At 40.3% G+C, this 18,583-nt stretch carries 12 protein-coding genes and 3 rRNA genes; 1 reads left to right on the top strand and 14 read right to left on the bottom strand.

All coding sequences use genetic code 11. The annotated features are described in order from the left end of the window. From rrf to MKY04_RS01555, 8 genes are all read right to left on the bottom strand, one after another. Positions 1–116 (bottom strand): 5S ribosomal RNA (rrf, locus tag MKY04_RS01590). 125 nt (positions 117–241) lie between these two features. Continuing rightward, positions 242–3,163, bottom strand: a 23S ribosomal RNA gene (locus MKY04_RS01585). 452 nt (positions 3,164–3,615) lie between these two features. Continuing rightward, positions 3,616–5,167: ribosomal RNA gene (locus MKY04_RS01580) — 16S ribosomal RNA — on the bottom strand. The 16S, 23S and 5S rRNA genes sit together here, the layout of an rRNA operon. Before the next feature lie 592 nt (positions 5,168–5,759). Then, on the bottom strand, positions 5,760–6,365 hold the full coding sequence (locus MKY04_RS01575) for an alpha/beta hydrolase (protein WP_126292490.1): 606 nt from the start codon (positions 6,363–6,365) through the stop codon (positions 5,760–5,762). A gap of 51 nt (positions 6,366–6,416) precedes the next feature. Further along, positions 6,417–7,355: a ring-cleaving dioxygenase gene (locus tag MKY04_RS01570; RefSeq protein WP_126292489.1), complete on the bottom strand. Its 939-nt coding sequence runs from the start codon at positions 7,353–7,355 to the stop codon at positions 6,417–6,419. 73 nt (positions 7,356–7,428) lie between these two features. Further along, positions 7,429–8,412: a ring-cleaving dioxygenase gene (locus MKY04_RS01565; protein WP_126292488.1), complete on the bottom strand. Its 984-nt coding sequence runs from the start codon at positions 8,410–8,412 to the stop codon at positions 7,429–7,431. 275 nt (positions 8,413–8,687) lie between these two features. Continuing rightward, entirely contained in the window at positions 8,688–9,212 is a 525-nt protein-coding gene (locus MKY04_RS01560) for a YceI family protein (protein ID WP_126292487.1), read from the bottom strand. Positions 9,213–9,483: 271 nt separating this feature from the next. Continuing rightward, positions 9,484–10,488 carry a M23 family metallopeptidase gene (locus MKY04_RS01555; RefSeq protein ID WP_410798677.1) on the bottom strand — a complete coding sequence of 335 codons (1,005 nt, stop codon included), beginning with the start codon at positions 10,486–10,488 and terminating at the stop codon, positions 9,484–9,486. Positions 10,489–10,703: 215 nt separating this feature from the next. On the opposite strand from MKY04_RS01555, the gene MKY04_RS01550 reads away from it, so the two are divergent. Then, complete coding sequence (locus MKY04_RS01550) at positions 10,704–11,018, top strand: thioredoxin family protein (RefSeq protein WP_126292486.1); 315 nt, start codon at positions 10,704–10,706, stop codon at positions 11,016–11,018. Between the two features lie 158 nt (positions 11,019–11,176). Here MKY04_RS01550 and MKY04_RS01545 read toward each other — a convergent pair whose 3' ends face one another. From MKY04_RS01545 to MKY04_RS01520, 6 genes are all read right to left on the bottom strand, one after another. Beyond that, a complete protein-coding gene (locus MKY04_RS01545) occupies positions 11,177–11,377 on the bottom strand; it encodes a hypothetical protein (RefSeq protein ID WP_126292485.1) in 201 nt (66 codons plus the stop codon). A gap of 10 nt (positions 11,378–11,387) precedes the next feature. Beyond that, positions 11,388–12,893: an NCS1 family transporter gene (locus MKY04_RS01540; protein ID WP_126292484.1), complete on the bottom strand. Its 1,506-nt coding sequence runs from the start codon at positions 12,891–12,893 to the stop codon at positions 11,388–11,390. Positions 12,894–12,923: 30 nt separating this feature from the next. Continuing rightward, positions 12,924–14,204, bottom strand: coding sequence for an NAD-dependent dihydropyrimidine dehydrogenase subunit PreA (gene preA, locus MKY04_RS01535; protein ID WP_126292483.1), 1,281 nt, complete (start codon positions 14,202–14,204; stop codon positions 12,924–12,926). 129 nt (positions 14,205–14,333) lie between these two features. Continuing rightward, positions 14,334–15,698 (bottom strand): NAD(P)-dependent oxidoreductase, encoded by a 1,365-nt coding sequence (locus MKY04_RS01530; RefSeq protein WP_126292482.1) that lies wholly within the window; start codon positions 15,696–15,698, stop codon positions 14,334–14,336. A gap of 23 nt (positions 15,699–15,721) precedes the next feature. Next, positions 15,722–17,137 (bottom strand): dihydropyrimidinase, encoded by a 1,416-nt coding sequence (gene hydA, locus MKY04_RS01525; protein ID WP_346235212.1) that lies wholly within the window; start codon positions 17,135–17,137, stop codon positions 15,722–15,724. A gap of 40 nt (positions 17,138–17,177) precedes the next feature. After that, entirely contained in the window at positions 17,178–18,416 is a 1,239-nt protein-coding gene (locus tag MKY04_RS01520) for a Zn-dependent hydrolase (RefSeq protein ID WP_346235211.1), read from the bottom strand. Positions 18,417–18,583 lie beyond the last annotated feature (167 nt).

The following is an 18,583-nucleotide window of genomic DNA, read 5'->3' as shown; positions in this document are numbered from 1 at the left end:
GCGAAGCGACGTCCTACTCTCACAGGGGGAAGCCCCCAACTACCATCGGCGCTAAAGAGCTTAACTTCCGTGTTCGGTATGGGAACGGGTGTGACCTCTTTGCCATCATCACTTCACTTGCACATGGATGTGCTGGCTTCGCCGTTGCAACAGGATGTTGCGCTCTTAGGCGAAGTTCCTTTATTTAATTGAGAGTTCGTTCTCTCAAAACTGGATAAAGACATTGAATGCGTTCAAAATTTTGGTTAAGTCCTCGATCGATTAGTATTCGTCAGCTCCATGTGTCGCCACACTTCCACCTCGAACCTATCTACCTCATCGTCTTTGAGGGATCTTACTTACTTGCGTAATGGGAAATCTCATCTTGAGGGGGGCTTCATGCTTAGATGCTTTCAGCACTTATCCCGTCCACACATAGCTACCCAGCGATGCCTTTGGCAAGACAACTGGTACACCAGCGGTGTGTCCATCCCGGTCCTCTCGTACTAAGGACAGCTCCTCTCAAATTTCCTACGCCCACGACGGATAGGGACCGAACTGTCTCACGACGTTCTGAACCCAGCTCGCGTACCGCTTTAATGGGCGAACAGCCCAACCCTTGGGACCGACTACAGCCCCAGGATGCGATGAGCCGACATCGAGGTGCCAAACCTCCCCGTCGATGTGGACTCTTGGGGGAGATAAGCCTGTTATCCCCGGGGTAGCTTTTATCCGTTGAGCGATGGCCCTTCCATGCGGAACCACCGGATCACTAAGCCCGTCTTTCGACCCTGCTCGACTTGTAGGTCTCGCAGTCAAGCTCCCTTGTGCCTTTACACTCTACGAATGATTTCCAACCATTCTGAGGGAACCTTTGGGCGCCTCCGTTACCTTTTAGGAGGCGACCGCCCCAGTCAAACTGTCCACCTGACACTGTCTCCTACCCCGCTAAGGGGTATGGGTTAGAATTTCAACACAACCAGGGTAGTATCCCACCGACGCCTCCCTCGAAGCTGGCGCTCCGAGTTCTCTGGCTCCTACCTATCCTGTACAAGTTGTGCCAAAATTCAATATCAAGCTACAGTAAAGCTCCACGGGGTCTTTCCGTCCTGTCGCGGGTAACCTGCATCTTCACAGGTACTATAATTTCACCGAGTCTCTCGTTGAGACAGTGCCCAGATCGTTACGCCTTTCGTGCGGGTCGGAACTTACCCGACAAGGAATTTCGCTACCTTAGGACCGTTATAGTTACGGCCGCCGTTTACTGGGGCTTCAATTCAGAGCTTCGTGATGCCACTAACCCCTCCTCTTAACCTTCCAGCACCGGGCAGGCGTCAGCCCCTATACGTCACCTTACGGTTTTGCAGAGACCTGTGTTTTTGCTAAACAGTCGCCTGGGCCTATTCACTGCGGCTCTCTCACGAGAGCACCCCTTCTCCCGAAGTTACGGGGTCATTTTGCCGAGTTCCTTAACGAGAGTTCTCTCGCACACCTTAGGATTCTCTCCTCGACTACCTGTGTCGGTTTGCGGTACGGGCACCTCCCGCCTCGCTAGAGGCTTTTCTTGGCAGCGTGAAATCAGGTACTTCGCTCATACGAACTCCCCATCACAGCTTGGCGTATTAGGAAGCGGATTTGCCTACTTCCACGCCTTACTGCTTGGGCGCGCATAACCAACAGCGCGCTTACCCTATCCTACTGCGTCCCCCCATTACTCAAACGGCGGGGAGGTGGTACAGGAATATCAACCTGTTGTCCATCGTCTACGCCTGTCGGCCTCGACTTAGGTCCCGACTAACCCTGAGCGGACGAGCCTTCCTCAGGAAACCTTAGTCATACGGTGGATGGGATTCTCACCCATCTTTCGCTACTCATACCGGCATTCTCACTTCTAAGCGCTCCACCAGTCCTTCCGGTCTGACTTCAACGCACTTAGAACGCTCTCCTACCACGGACATCTAAGATGTCCATCCACAGCTTCGGTGAATCGTTTAGCCCCGATACATTTTCGGCGCAGCGTCACTCGACCAGTGAGCTATTACGCACTCTTTAAATGATGGCTGCTTCTAAGCCAACATCCTGGTTGTCTAAGCAACGCCACATCCTTTTCCACTTAACGATTACTTTGGGACCTTAGCTGGTGGTCTGGGCTGTTTCCCTTTTGACTACGGATCTTATCACTCGCAGTCTGACTCCCGTGTATAAATATCTGGCATTCGGAGTTTGTCTGAATTCGGTAAAGCGAGATGCCCCCCTAGTCCAAACAGTGCTCTACCTCCAGTATTCTTAATCACGAGGCTAGCCCTAAAGCTATTTCGGAGAGAACCAGCTATCTCCAAGTTCGATTGGAATTTCTCCGCTACCCACACCTCATCCCCGCACTTTTCAACGTGCGTGGGTTCGGGCCTCCAGTGAGTGTTACCTCACCTTCACCCTGGACATGGGTAGATCACCTGGTTTCGGGTCTACGACCACGTACTCATTCGCCCTATTCAGACTCGCTTTCGCTGCGGCTCCGTCTTCTACAACTTAACCTTGCACGTAATCGTAACTCGCCGGTTCATTCTACAAAAGGCACGCTATCACCCATTAACGGGCTCTAACTACTTGTAGGCACACGGTTTCAGGTTCTATTTCACTCCCCTCCCGGGGTGCTTTTCACCTTTCCCTCACGGTACTGGTTCACTATCGGTCACTAGGGAGTATTTAGCCTTGGGAGATGGTCCTCCCGGATTCCGACGGAATTTCACGTGTTCCGCCGTACTCAGGATACACTCAAGAGGGAATGAACTTTCGACTACAGGGCTTTTACCTGCTCTGGCGGACCTTTCCAGATCGCTTCGCCTAATTCATTCTTTTGTAACTCTTGTATTGAGTGTCCTACAACCCCAAGAGGCAAGCCTCTTGGTTTGGGCTCTTCCCGTTTCGCTCGCCGCTACTTAGGGAATCGAATAATTTCTTTCTCTTCCTCCAGGTACTTAGATGTTTCAGTTCCCTGGGTATGCCTTCATGACGCTATGAATTCACGTCAAGATACTGCTCCATTACGAACAGTGGGTTCCCCCATTCGGAAATCTCCGGATCAAAGCTTACTTACAGCTCCCCGAAGCATATCGGTGTTAGTGCCGTCCTTCATCGGCTCCTAGTGCCAAGGCATTCACCGTGCGCCCTTCATAACTTAACCTAATTGCGGCTTCCGATACACATCGCATACTTTCGTCAATTTCACTCGTTCGAATCCTCACGTACGTAGGTACGCTCCGGTCCTCACTCGTTCATTTCCTTGTACTGCTCGTGTCTCGAAACCCTTGAAGTTAGTTACAGCTTTTCTATAAAGAAAAGACTTAAGAACTTACAATAAATTTCTTGAACTTTGTTTGTTTCAATGTCGTTTTATCCAGTTTTCAAAGAACGAAATTACTAAATTGAAGATAATTCATTTACATGAACTCTTCAAAACTGAACACAAAACGTTAATGTTGATTAAGCCAAGCTTAATCATTCCGTATTGTCTAGCTTCAAACACCAGCTCGTACGCTGATTTCGCGCCTTCGTTCGAAAACAGGTTTTCGACTCAGTCGCTCCAATCCGCTACCTTAGCTAAGCGGTGTTTTCCGCTTTTCGACAAATCCTTAGAAAGGAGGTGATCCAGCCGCACCTTCCGATACGGCTACCTTGTTACGACTTCACCCCAATCATCTGTCCCACCTTCGGCGGCTGGCTCCTAAAGGTTACCTCACCGACTTCGGGTGTTACAAACTCTCGTGGTGTGACGGGCGGTGTGTACAAGGCCCGGGAACGTATTCACCGCGGCATGCTGATCCGCGATTACTAGCGATTCCAGCTTCATGTAGGCGAGTTGCAGCCTACAATCCGAACTGAGAACGGTTTTATCGGATTGGCTCCCCCTCGCGGGTTGGCAACCGTTTGTACCGTCCATTGTAGCACGTGTGTAGCCCAGGTCATAAGGGGCATGATGATTTGACGTCATCCCCACCTTCCTCCGGTTTATCACCGGCAGTCAGATTAGAGTGCCCAACTGAATGATGGCAACTAATCTCAAGGGTTGCGCTCGTTGCGGGACTTAACCCAACATCTCACGACACGAGCTGACGACAACCATGCACCACCTGTCACCGCTGTCCCCGAAGGGAAGGCTATGTCTCCATAGCGGTCAGCGGGATGTCAAGACCTGGTAAGGTTCTTCGCGTTGCTTCGAATTAAACCACATGCTCCACCGCTTGTGCGGGCCCCCGTCAATTCCTTTGAGTTTCAGTCTTGCGACCGTACTCCCCAGGCGGAGTGCTTAATGCGTTAGCTGCAGCACTAAGGGGCGGAAACCCCCTAACACTTAGCACTCATCGTTTACGGCGTGGACTACCAGGGTATCTAATCCTGTTTGCTCCCCACGCTTTCGCGCCTCAGCGTCAGTTACAGACCAGAAAGTCGCCTTCGCCACTGGTGTTCCTCCAAATCTCTACGCATTTCACCGCTACACTTGGAATTCCACTTTCCTCTTCTGCACTCAAGTCCTCCAGTTTCCAATGACCCTCCACGGTTGAGCCGTGGGCTTTCACATCAGACTTAAAGGACCGCCTGCGCGCGCTTTACGCCCAATAATTCCGGACAACGCTTGCCACCTACGTATTACCGCGGCTGCTGGCACGTAGTTAGCCGTGGCTTTCTAATAAGGTACCGTCAAGGTACAGCCAGTTACTACTGTACTTGTTCTTCCCTTACAACAGAGTTTTACGATCCGAAAACCTTCTTCACTCACGCGGCGTTGCTCCATCAGGCTTTCGCCCATTGTGGAAGATTCCCTACTGCTGCCTCCCGTAGGAGTCTGGGCCGTGTCTCAGTCCCAGTGTGGCCGATCACCCTCTCAGGTCGGCTACGCATCGTCGCCTTGGTGAGCCGTTACCTCACCAACTAGCTAATGCGCCGCGGGCCCATCCTATAGCGATAGCAGAACCATCTTTCAGCATTTCATCAGGAGATGAAATGAATCATTCGGTATTAGCCCCGGTTTCCCGGAGTTATCCCCAACTATAGGGCAGGTTGCCCACGTGTTACTCACCCGTCCGCCGCTAACATCTTAAGAAGCAAGCTTCTCATCAGTTCGCTCGACTTGCATGTATTAGGCACGCCGCCAGCGTTCGTCCTGAGCCAGGATCAAACTCTCCATAAAAGAAAATTTGATAAAAGCTCTAAATTACACTGGCATCATATTTGATGTCCAAAATTTTGTTTCGTTCACTGACGAGGGTCAGCTACTAAAAACTTTATTTCATTAACGTTTTGTTGTTCAGTTTTCAAGGTTCATATTCGCCGCCTTATCCCTGCGACAACTTTTTCATTATATCAAACTATCATTTTCTTGTCAACAACTTTTTCAAACTTTTATGTTGTTTGTTTTGCCGACAGATTTACATTTTATCACTTCAGCGAACATTCGTCAACAATTATTTTTGAATTTATTAATGTTTTCGATATCAGCTAAGCGACGTTTATTATAATAACCTTTTACAAAATATAAGTCAATACTTTTTCTGTAGTTTTTCTCAAATTATCAACACCTTCTATATATATCTATCCTCATCTAATAACTATAATTATCACAACATAAACTAAAAAATAGAATTACCTTCACCCTTGATGAAAGTAATTCTATTTCTTATTTAAATAGTCTTTCTCACTACTACTTATTTATTGCAGTGCTGCAAATTTATATGTGGACCATTATTATTGCATATTAAACTGTCCTTTAATTACTACAAGACTTAAAAGGTACTGTCATACCATTTCTTTGCAGCTTGGACTTCTCCCATTGTTAATTGATGTCCACGATTTTCCCAATGGATAGTAACCGAGCTGCCCGCACCCCGCAATAATTCCTGCAGCTCTATGGACTCCTGCTGAGGACAAATAGGGTCATTCGTTCCCGCTGCAATAAATACGTTTATATCTTTTAAATTTGGTAATTCAATACCGCGTCTTGGAACCATTGGATGATGTAAAATCGCACCCTTTAATGCATCTTTATGATGGAATAGCAAGCTGGCTGCAATATTCGCTCCATTTGAATAACCGATAGCAACGATATTATCCCGATCAAAGTCGTATTCCTTAGCAGCATAATCTAAAAATTGATTTAACTCATTTGTACGGAAAATTAAATCTTCCTCATCAAATATTCCTTCTGCTAAACGTCTAAAGAATCGAGGCATTCCATTTTCTAAAATATTTCCCCTTACCCCAAGCACCGAACTTTGAGAATCAATGATTTCTGTTAAAGGCAGTAAATCATTTTCATCTCCCCCAGTTCCATGTAATAAAAGCAGCAAAGGTCTATCTGGATTTGTTCCCTTTTTAAATATATGTTGCATGGTTTCTCTCCTTATTATAATTGAATTTCCCCTGTTTCTAAAAATGAACTTTTAATCAAGCTTGCGTACTTCAATTGGAATTAGTGACTTTTCTAAACTATCACGTAAACGCTCATATTGTGATGGCAGCATTAACTGACTACCCATTGTTTCATATGATTCATCATGTGCAAAACCAGGGGGATCTGTCGCAATTTCAAATAAAATCTCCCCTGATTCACGGAAATAAACCGCATTGAAGTAATTACGATCTTTAATTTCAGTGACATGTTGGCCATGATTCATCGCATGCTCTTGCCATTGACGGTGATCTGCATCATCTTTTGCGCGCCATGCAATATGGTGAACTGTACCAACTCCCATTGTACCGCGTAAACCTGTTATCATTTTTAAGTCAATAGTATTGCCGATATCACCAGATGCTTTAAATCTAGTATAGTCCCCTTCACTTCCTATAACTTCAAGCCCCATTACATCAACTAATGTAGCTGCCGTTTCTTGAGGACGTGTAGAAAATAGAATCGCCCCGCCAAATCCTTTAATCGCAACTTCTTTTGTAACTTCACCAAAAGTCCAAGGATTTAATTCTCCTGATTCACGTTCTACTATTTCAAGGTGTAAACCGTGTGGGTCGTCAAATTGCAAATACTTTTCACCAAATCGCTCCGAAATTGTATATTCTACATCAAATTTAGTTAATCGCTTTTCCCAGAAATTTAATGCACCAACCGGTACAACATATGTTGTCACACCAACTTGACCGTCGCCAATTCTTCCTTTATAAGCATCTGCCCAAGGGAAGAATGTAATAATTGAACCTGGTTTCCCACCTTCATTTCCAAAATATAAATGATACGTACCTGGGTCATCGAAATTAATCGTTTGTTTTACTAAACGTAAACCTAGAATACCTGCATAAAAATCAATATTTTCTTGTGGGTGTCCAACAATCGCAGTGATATGGTGAATACCTGCTGTTTTTTTCTCCATTTATATACTCCCCCTATTTTACTTTAGAAACTTACTAGCAATTCAATTACGATTCCTTCTAATAACTTAATGATTATTCATACTCTTTTTCAAAGTTTTTTGTGCTGCGAACTGTATCAATTGGTCTTACTAATTTTTCGATTTGTTCTCTTTTGGACTCAAAGAAAGGTGGTAAAGATAGTTTTTCGCCTAATGTCTCATACGGTTCATCTCCCATAAACCCTGGTCCATCAGTAGCCAATTCAAATAAGATTGAAGGAGCTACATTTGTATATAATGAGCCAAAATAGTAACGCTCTACGAAACCCGAGTTTGGTAATTTAAATCCCGTTAAACGTTGCTGCCAAGCATCTAAATCAGCTCGTTCATCTACACGGAACGCAGTATGGTGAACTGTACCATACCCTTGTCGCGCTTGTGGTAGAACTGTATTGTATTCAATTACTACCTGTGCTCCATTACCGCCATCTCCCATTTCAAATAGATGGAAAGCCTCCTCTTGTGCTACCTCTCTCATGAAAAAGACTTTCTCTAATACCTCTTTAAAATAGTCATAGTATGAAGTACGTACAAAAATAGGTCCTAAACCTGTTATCGCATATTCTAAAGGAATTGGCCCTTTTTGCCACGGCGTTCCAGCTGCAACACCTTCATTGAATTCATCTGAAATTAATTGATATTGTTGATCGTCAAAATCTACGAAAGATAAAGTCTTTTTACCAAATTGCTCCTTAATTCCTGTATGTTTTACTTCTAGACGGTTAAAACGTTTAACCCAATATTCTAGAGCCTCATTATTCGGTACACGGAAGGATGTTTTTGAAATTTCATTTGTACCGTGAACTCCTTTTGGAATGCCTGGAAAATCAAAAAATGTCATATCTGTGCCTGGACTACCTACATCATCCGTGAAATACAAGTGATATGTTTGAATATCATCTTGATTTACTGTTTTTTTAACTAAACGCAACCCTAATGTATAAGTGAAAAATTCATAAATTTTTTCCGCACTACTAGTAATTGCAGTTACATGGTGTATCCCTTTTAACTCGTTCATTTTTATTCCTCCAATTATCTCGATTTCGAGATATATTTTCAAAAAAATTAGATAGCTAGTTATAACTATCTTTATTTTAACAATACTTATTGTTTTTATTCATCAGACTTTAATTCGAATTAAAATATCTCTAATTCGAGACAATAATATCATGGGTAGTTTCCTATGTCAATATATATTCCCAAAATTAGTACCTATGTAAAAGGAGTAATTGATACTAAGTTTAAAAAAGGAAAAGAGCGCCCAAATCGGACACTCTTTTTTATCTTATATAATTAGGCTGGGTTGATTTCTAACTCAACTTTAATTTTGATATCTTTACCAACAAGTACACCGCCTGTTTCAAGTGCTGCGTTCCAAGTTAAACCGAAATCTTCACGGTTAATTTTTGCTTCAGCTTCAAAACCATAAACTTCTACGCCCCATGGATTTGTACCTTTACCACCGTATTCCACTTCAAATGTTACTGGTTTTGTTACACCTTTAATAGTTAAGTCACCAGTTACTTTATAGTCATCGCCATCTTTAGTAATGTTTGTAGATTTAAAATCGATCGTTGGGTATTTATCTGTTTCAAAGAAGTCAGCTGATTTTAAATGGTTATCACGGTCTGCACTATTAGTATTGATGCTTGCTACATCAAATTTGAATGCCACTTGTGCAGTTGTTAGGTCTGTTAAATCAGCAGCTTCAATATCTGCTGTATAAGAATCAAATTGACCTTTCACTTTTGATACCATCATGTGTTTTACTTCAAAGCCTACTGAAGAGTGTGATTGATCGACTGTCCATTTTGCCATTTTAATATTCCTCCAATGTTTTTAATTTGTCTCGAAATCGAGGTATTATTTTAAAAAAATTTGATAATAAGGTTCTCACAATTAGTTCGAACTTAATTATCTTTAATTCGAGATAAATTTATCATATACCATTAATCATTGTCAATGCTTTTTAAAATAATTTATTTTTTAATTATTTATCATCTATGTAAATCCCTTCTTACTCAAGGCTTATGTACATTTGCCGAAAAAAATCCCCTTTTGCTTTCTGCATAAGGGGAGACTTTATTTATTATTTATTTTTACTTAGTCTTTTCGAATATTTTTCCCATTGAACAAGCGATGGATATGGGTCAAATGCCCACTCAGTACGACCATTAAATTTATACATTCCATAGTGCAAATGGGGCGGGAACTTACCCGATGTCCCTTCCTTGCCATACCCCGAACTTCCGACACCACCAAGGAGTGTACCTGGTTTAATAATATCGCCTACTTTTAATTTTTTATTAAAGTATGATAAATGAGCATAATAATGATAAGTATTATGGTTGTCCCGAATACCAACTCGCCAGCCGCCAAATTCGTTCCAGCCCATTACTTCGATTACGCCATAAGAAGTAGATAAAACAGGGGTGCTATAGCCAGTAAAGATATCAGTTCCTTCATGGATTCGTCTTCCTCCCCAACCTCTATTGGCCCCCCATGTTCCACGGTAACTATAGTTGTAGCCGCGCACAGGGACTGGGAAAACATGTGTATCCAAATTAATTGTGTTGTAATGTTTAAATATCTTTGCGATTGTAATTATTTGATTAACAACTTTTTCACTTTGGTAATATTCCCATAAAGCAATTTTAAAATCTTCCTCATTTGGCCCGTATTGACTTAGGTAATTTGCCATTGTCAGCATAATATCCTCATCGTTATCCCGATTTGCTTTACCATCCCCATTTCCATCTTGTCCTAATCCGCCAAAATATTTTATTGTAAATGGAGACGTATCATCCTTTAATGGGTTAAATGCTCCAGCCCAATATTCTTTAGAGAACTGAATCGCAATTATACTATCCCGTTTCGGTATATCTGATCGAACAGCCTGTATATTACGTTCATATTGGTCGACTGCACCTAAGTAGTACCAAGGAATAATTTCATTTTGAAATTGTAAATACATTGACATACGTTCATCCAATATCTCTTTTCGAGAAGGCGTTTCATTTGCAGATGCAGAATGAGATAAAAATACGTTCCACAACATTGTCAGTACAAATATAGAAATAAGATATCGAACCAAAAAGAAACCTCCTTTCCTACCCTTTTAGAATATCCGAAAATTTTTATTCCATGAGTTGACTCAAAAGCATTGCTATGATAAATAATTTGCACTTTTAGCGAGATATTATTTATAGAAGATTTTTCTTTAAAAATCGATTCCTTAGTTTTCTTATAGGAAAATAATAGATAAATGTGTTATGATAAGAATAAGAAGTAAATTATAGGAGGATTATTATGGAGAATTTACAATCGGTAGAACAATTTGAACAACTAAAATCACAGGGTCAAACAATCTTTATGTTCTCAGCAAATTGGTGTGGAGATTGCCGTTTTATTGATCCTTTTATGCCAGCAATCGAAGAAAAATATTCAAATTATAGCTTTATTAAAGTGGATCGAGATGAATTTATTGATTTATGCATTCAACTAGATGTATTTGGCATTCCGAGTTTCATCGCTTATAAAAATGGTGAAGAAGTTGGTCGTTTTGTCAGCAAGGATCGTAAAACACAAGCCGAAATTGAGTCATTTATTGATGGTTTAAAATAAGAAGAAAAGCACAAGTATTAGTTAAACGGAGCATTAAAAAAACACCCCTTCCAATAGCGGTGTGGATAACCTTTCTAGAAGCTGAGGATGTTATCCTCATAAAAAATAAGTCTGACTTAAAGGTTCAAAATAAACCTTTTCAGTCAGACCACTTTCTTTTATATAAAAGTCATCAATTTTGTACCAATATATTTTCGACCTTCTGGTGTAACTAATTGTAATTGAACGTTTTCTTCATTTAATGAAAACTCAACAAATGTACCACTTAAATTTTCAAATAGGCTTTGTATTTGATAGCCATGATCAAAAAAATAATCAATTTTGTTTTTCTCTTCTAAAAACATAGCATATTCAGACATGTGACACCCCTCACTCTGTCGTTTTTGTTGTTAGGAGTTCTTCTCCTACTGGTTGGGTTGCTTCCGTAGTATCTGGAAGTGCTTCTTCCTCTACATCAATGTCCCAGTCACGTCCAACTGTAATTCCTAAATATTTTGAGTCGTCCGGATCTAAAATTTCTGCTTGAGGGTATTTAACAAACCACCAATACTTTGCTAAAACGTAGTATAAAATTGTTCCAACTACAAAACCTACAACTGATGAGTAAGATTGCAGAAGATTTGCAGCTATTCCTCCAACAATCCATGCAATCATCCCAGCCCAGTTGATGCCTTTTGCATAACGGTATTGGCCATCCATTTCATATAAGTCTTTTACATTTACACGACGTTTACGCAACAAATAGTAGTCTGCAAATAATACCCCTACAATAGAAGTTAAAATTCCACCAATAACAAGCAAAGCTAAATTTAAAATATCAAATAAGCTCCAAGGCTGCGCTAAAATACCAATTATCCCAGCTATAACAACCCCGACCCAAAACGGCACTTTTGGTCCACCAACATTAGAAAAGATCGTTGCAGCAGGAATAACGTTTGCGGAAGTATTTGTAGACCATTGAGCTAATACAATCATAAGTAATAAAACGCCTAAAATTAAACCATTTGCTGCTTCTTGCAAAGCCATAACAGGATCTGCGGTAGAAACTGCAATATAGCAAACTGCACCAATAATAATCATAAATGTATTTACAATTGGCATGACAATAATTGAACCAATAAATTGTGTTTTATTTCGTTTAAACCAATTCTTCTCATGCTTTGGTGCTTTAAAGAATCTTGATAACGAAGGCATATCAGCCGCTAATGTTGCCCAGAATCCCATATTTGCCATGATAACTACCATGAATGCTGTGAATGCAGCTGCCCCAGTAGCCGGTGACTCTACCCAACTCCAAATATCGTTTCCTTGTAATGCGGCTTTATCCTCTAAAGTGATAAACATCCAAACTGAAATAAGAATTATTATTGGTGCTGCTAAATCCGCAAAGCGTTCGATTGATTTAATACCTAATGAAACATTAAATAATTGAACAACTGCAAAAAACATAAAACATACAAACCAATTATCAAACCCGAACAATAAATTTAAAATACCATTAATCGCTGTAGATCCAAAATACGTATTAATTCCGAACCAACATGATGCTGTTATACCACGAACAATTGATGGTATGTGAGTTCCGATTGTACCAAATGGTGCACGCATATAAACAGGGAAGGAAAGACCATGTTCAACACCTATATCCCCAATGATGGTCATTAAAACACCAATAGCTACAGACCCAATTAATGTTGCCAAAATCACCAGCGGCAGAGGCAAACTTATAATCCCTGAACCTCCAATAGAGAATGCAGCTAATACTATTGCCATTCCAACCCAAATAACAGCAAATCCAAATTGACCAATTGACCGCTTACTATGTGAAATAGGAAGTAAGTCAGGAGATTTTAGGTAATCACTTTTCTTTGACATAAAATTTCCTCCCTTTAAATATTCAGTTTTTTATTTAGCTACTCGATCTACTAGAAACTTTTGAATAGTTGCTTGACGCTGATTCCATGTCATACTTGGCAAAGGCTGTTTGACTTCCACCATATCGATGGCACCATCAACAGGACAAACGATTGAGCATAAATTACAGCCTACGCAATCTTCTTCACGTACTTTAAGAAATGGTTTTCCATTGTCATCTACCAACATATCAATACATTGATGGGAAGTATCTTCACAAGAAATATGGCATTTATTGCAATTAATGCACACATCATTATTAATTCGTGCAACGATTTTGTAATTTAAATCTAAATCTCCCCAATCTGAATATTTTGGCACTGATTTGCCAACAAGATCCATTACCGATGCAATTCCTTTTTCATCTAAATAGTTGGATAGACCATCAATCATATCCTCAACTATACTAAAGCCGTGGTGCATTGCCGCAGTACAAATTTGTACTCCTGTTGCACCCATTAATAAAAATTCAGCCGCATCCTTCCAGTTAGAAATGCCGCCAATTCCTGAAATTGGCACATTAATATGTGGATTTCTAGCGCATTCTCCAACCATATTAAGTGCGATTGGCTTAACAGCAGGACCGCAATAGCCTCCATGTGCACCTTTGCCTGCAACATGTGGGATTGTATTCCAAGTATCTAAATCTACACCTGCTAAACTATTAATTGTATTAATCATACTAATAGCATCAGCGCCTCCTCGAACGGCTGCTTCTGCTGTAGCGGTGATGTCTGTAATGTTTGGCGTCAGCTTTACAATAACTGGTGTTTTTGCTGCTTCCTTTACCCAATAAGTTTGTTTTTCTACAAGTTCTGGTACTTGCCCTGAAGCAGATCCCATTCCACGTTCAGCCATGCCATGTGGACATCCAAAGTTCAATTCAAGGCCATCTACGCCAATATCTTCTACACGTTTAACAATTTCATGCCATTTTTCCTGTTTAGGTTCTACCATTAGTGATGCTATAATTGCATGGTTTGGAAATCTCTTTTTCGTTTCATAGATTTCCTTTAAATTAATTTCCAAAGGGCGATCTGTAATTAGTTCAATATTATTAAATCCAGCAACTCTCTGACCGTTAAAATTGACCGCTGCAAAGCGAGATGAAACATTTAATATAGGATCACCAAGTGTTTTCCAAACTGCACCACCCCATCCAGCTTCAAATGCTCTTTGTACTTGATATCCAGAGTTTGTTGGTGGTGCAGAAGCCAACCAAAATGGATTTGGTGATTTAATACCTGCTAAATTTATACTTAAATCCGCCATCATCTGTTCCTCCTTTTATATGGAATTTCAAATATGTCCTTATCGCGATAACAAAGACTGATTTTTTGAAATGTGACGCTTCACTCATATAAACAACATTGTAATTTTCATTGGAGGTTTAAACTTATTTCAGCTTGCTGAAATAAGTTTAAATGATTGATGAATGGCTTTCGCTACTTCTTTTCCCTGCTCCGCTGCTGAAACGACCATTGCATCTCCTTGACCATATCCAAAAATGACATCACCACAAGCATAAACTTTTTCTTGAGATGTTTTTAACGTTTCCTTATCAACTTCGACGACACCTCTTGTATGATTCAGTTCGAATGCTTCAATTAATTCTGTATAGCGAGACTGACCAATTGCTTTTATAACAATATCTAGATCAATGATAAACTCAGAACCATCTACAGGAACTGGCTTTTGTCTTCCATCTAAGCCCGCTTCACCTAACTCCATTTTGATGCATTCAAGACCTACAACTTCCCCGTTCGCGTTACCTACAATTCTAGTAGGTGCTGTAAGCCATCTAAATTCAACGCCATCCTGTTTTGCAAAGTCATATTCAAATTGGTATGCCGTCATTTCATTTCTTGTTCTGCGATATAAGATTTGTACATTTGATGCACCTAATCTTAATGCTGTTGTAGCCGCATCAATCGCTGTATTACCTGCTCCTATAACAGCTACTTTTTTCCCTACTACCGATTCTGTTAATGGGGATGTTTTTGTAGATTTTATAAACTCAATAGCATCATATACACCATTAAATTGTTCGCCCTCTATTCCTAAGTTCGGCACCTTCCCCATGCCAATTGCCAATACAACACGATCATACTGGTCTATTAATTGCTGTGCAGAAATATCTACACCTACTCTAGTATTTGTTTTAATTTCTACACCCATTTGTTCAATTTGTTGAACTTCCCATTCTACTACTTCTTTTGGAAGTCTGAATGAGACGATGCCGTAGCGTCCTAAGCCTCCAGCTTCTTTCTCTGCTTCAAAAATCGTAACTTTATAGCCTAAACGGCTCAATTCTCTTGCAGCAGATAATCCTGCTGGACCGCTTCCAATAATAGCAACCTTTTTTCCATTTTGTGTACCAGCTTCAAACAATTGTTCCTTTTGTTTCATAGCCCAATCGGTTGCATAACGTTGTAAATTTCCGATAGCGATTGGTTTTGAGACATTATTTAATACACATGCACCTTCACATAATTCCTCTGTTGGACAAACTCGTGCACAGCTAGCACCAATTGGATTTGATTCTAAGATTGCTTTAGCTGAGCCTTTTAGGTTTCCTGAAGCTATCTTTTTAATAAACTTCGGTATTTGTATACCTGTTGGACACGCTGTTATACAAGGTGCATCATAGCAGTACAAACAGCGATTCGCTTCTACTATCGCCTCAGTTTTCGTCATTCCTTTAAATATCTCTTGAAAGTTCTCAGCTAAGTTTGCTGAGATTTGGCCTCCAGTAATGTTAGACATAGTTTTCCCCCCTCTAGAAAAACTTAATTTGAAACAGCTTCTAAAGTACTTAAAGCCCCTTTCCCAAGTTGACGTTTAATATATTTTCCACCTCCTAAAGCACCGACAAATTGTTTATCTTTCACAATGAATTCTCCGCGTAAAAGTACACTTACAGGCTCACCTGTAACCTCCAACCCTTCAAACGCATTGTAATCGACATTCATATGGTGGGTTTCAGCAGAGATTGTACGCTTTATATTCGGATCGAAAATAACAATGTCTGCATCAGACCCAACGGCAATTGTTCCCTTTTGTGGGAATAGGCCAAAAATCTTTGCTGCACTTGTTGAAATCATATCTACAAAGTCATTAATTGAAATACGTCCTTTACTAACGCCTTCTGAATATAGGACACTAAATCGATCTTCAATAAATGGACCGCCATTTGGAATTTTCGAGAAATCGTTTAAACCTAATTGTTTTTTACCATTGAAATTAAATGAACATTGATCTGAGCCAATCGTTTGTAGTTGCTTTGCCTTTAATGCATTCCATAGAGGTTCTTGATGTGATTTTGGTCGAAGTGGTGGTGACCATACATATTTAGCGCCTTCAAATCCAGGCTTTGCCAGTAGCGTTTGGTCTAAAGTTAAATATGGAGGACAAGTTTCGCCGTAAACGTTGTAGCCTTTTTCACGTGCCTTAATAATTTCATCTACAGCTTCTTTACATGTAACATGAACAACATACAATGTCGCACCTGCTACATGCGCTAGTTCTATTGCACGTTTTGTTCCTTCGCCTTCTACTTCTGGCGGTCTTGTTAATGCATGATAAATTGGTGCAGTATTTCCTTTAGCAATAGCTTCCTCAACTAGTTCATCGATAACTGAACCGTTTTCACAGTGCACCATTACTATTGCGCCAGTTTCTTTACCGATTTTAAACGCTTTAAATAATGTGCGATCTGTTGCTTGGAATTCCTTTGCATATGCCATGAATACTTTGACAGATGTTATTCCCTCTTGTTCTAATAAAAGCGGCAATTCCTTTTCTGTTTCTTCATTTAAATCGCTAATCATTAAATGGAACCCGTAATCAATTACCGCCTTACCTTCTGCTTTTTTATGCCACTTCTCAACAGCATCTGATAATTTTGTTTCTCCTGCCGTTAAACAAAAATCTAAAATTGTTGTTGTGCCTCCGAATGCTGCTGCGACTGTGCCAGATTCCCAATCGTCGTCTGTAACAGTATTATTAAATGGCATGTCTAAATGGGTATGTGGATCAATTCCTCCTGGGAAAACGTATTTTCCTGTAGCATCGATTACTTCTGCTTCTAATGCATCAAGATTTACTCCAATTTGAACAATTTTTTCACCTTCGATTAAAATATCCGCTTTAAATACATCCGTTGCAGTTGCTATCGTTCCTCCAGTGATAATCTTCTTTTTCATTTACATTCTCCTTCCTACATGCAAATTTCATAATTAAAAATTAAATGAGTGCTTCCTGAATGGAAAATTTCGCTTGCAGATTTAAAACTGTTTCAAGCAATACATCTGCTCCTTTTACACAAGCCTCATAAGTTGTTTCTTCTTCCTCACAGTGGCTTTTTCCATTTATGCTTGGAACAAAAATCATCGCTGATGGAATGTAGCTTGCAATAAACTGTGCATCATGACCTGCACCACTGTATAAACGCTTATATGAATAACCATATCCCTTACAGGCTTGTTCAATTTGATCGCATAATGATGCCTCAAATACAACGGTATCACGACCCCAAAGCTTTTCTTTCTTGATATGACAACCCTCTTGCTGCAGTGGCAATGAATGAAGTATCTCTTCTACTCTATTAATCTTGATAGGATCTTTATGTCTAGCTTCTAGTGTAAACACAACTTTATTAGGAATAACGGTATGAATATTTGGAGTGACATTCATTCTGCCAATTGTGTAAACCAATTCTTCATCTACACTACCGAGTGCCCCTATTAAGTTATTTATTAGCTTTGTTGCTAGAAATAAAGGATCATTCCTCATTTTCATCGGTGTTGTTCCTGCATGGTTCGATTCACCGGTAACAGTAATTTCATAACAAACCATTCCAAGAACACCCTCAACTACACCAATATCTAGTCGTTCTGCCTCCAAAACCGGACCTTGTTCTATATGAAGCTCCAGGTAGGCTAATGCTTCTTTTAAACGGTTTTCTTCACTGCCTTCATAACCGCTTTCTTTTAATGCATGTTCAAATGTAATACCATCCTTATCAGTAGACTGAAGCATTTTTGTTTTATCGAATTTATTTGATAAAACACCCGAGCTCATCATCGAAGGTTCAAATCGGGCACCTTCTTCATTTGTGAAATTTACAATTGTTAATGGGATGTCTAGTTCAATATTGTTGTCCACAATTGTTCTTACTGCTTCTAATGCGGTTAATACTCCTAAAACTCCATCAAAACGGCCACCCTTTACAACTGAGTCTAAGTGCGACCCCATTACAATAGGAGGCAGATTGCTTTTGCCAGGTAAGGTTGCGTACATATTTGCCATATCATCTACTTGAATAGTCATTCCTAACTCTCTGCAGCACTCATAAAAGAGATCACGAGCTTCTACATCTTCTTGCGATAAAGAAAGTCTTGTGACTCCTCCCTTGGCTGTTGCACCAATACGACTAAACATAATAATTGAATCTTTTAATCGAGATTCATTACATTTGTACACGAAGCACCCCTCCATTTAAAATGTTAGAATTATTAACATATGGATATAAGGATTAGTTTAATGTAAAATGGATTTACAGCAAATGGTTATTATTCTAAAAATTTTTGTGCAATTGCACAGTCATAACGTCAACTTTCTTACCAAAAAATGTCGAAAGGAGTTATGTA

This window comes from Lysinibacillus telephonicus, from assembly GCF_039654155.1.
In the GTDB taxonomy this organism is placed as follows: Bacteria; Bacillota; Bacilli; order Bacillales_A; family Planococcaceae; genus Ureibacillus; species Ureibacillus telephonicus.
The sequence above is the reverse complement of the archived record's forward strand: the minus strand, read 5'-3'. Positions and strand labels throughout refer to the sequence as shown.

Bases quoted from the DNA above. Each gene is read 5' to 3' on its own strand.
- MKY04_RS01575 (WP_126292490.1), bottom strand. From the start codon at position 6,365: ATGCAACATATATTTAAAAAGGGAACAAATCCAGATAGACCTTTGCTG.
- MKY04_RS01570 (WP_126292489.1), bottom strand. From the start codon at position 7,355: ATGGAGAAAAAAACAGCAGGTATTCACCATATCACTGCGATTGTTGGA.
- MKY04_RS01565 (WP_126292488.1), bottom strand. From the start codon at position 8,412: ATGAACGAGTTAAAAGGGATACACCATGTAACTGCAATTACTAGTAGT.
- MKY04_RS01560 (WP_126292487.1), bottom strand. From the start codon at position 9,212: ATGGCAAAATGGACAGTCGATCAATCACACTCTTCAGTAGGCTTTGAA.
- MKY04_RS01550 (WP_126292486.1), top strand. From the start codon at position 10,704: ATGGAGAATTTACAATCGGTAGAACAATTTGAACAACTAAAATCACAG.
- MKY04_RS01545 (WP_126292485.1), bottom strand. From the start codon at position 11,377: ATGTCTGAATATGCTATGTTTTTAGAAGAGAAAAACAAAATTGATTAT.
- MKY04_RS01540 (WP_126292484.1), bottom strand. From the start codon at position 12,893: ATGTCAAAGAAAAGTGATTACCTAAAATCTCCTGACTTACTTCCTATT.
- preA (WP_126292483.1), bottom strand. From the start codon at position 14,204: ATGGCGGATTTAAGTATAAATTTAGCAGGTATTAAATCACCAAATCCA.
- MKY04_RS01530 (WP_126292482.1), bottom strand. From the start codon at position 15,698: ATGTCTAACATTACTGGAGGCCAAATCTCAGCAAACTTAGCTGAGAAC.
- hydA (WP_346235212.1), bottom strand. From the start codon at position 17,137: ATGAAAAAGAAGATTATCACTGGAGGAACGATAGCAACTGCAACGGAT.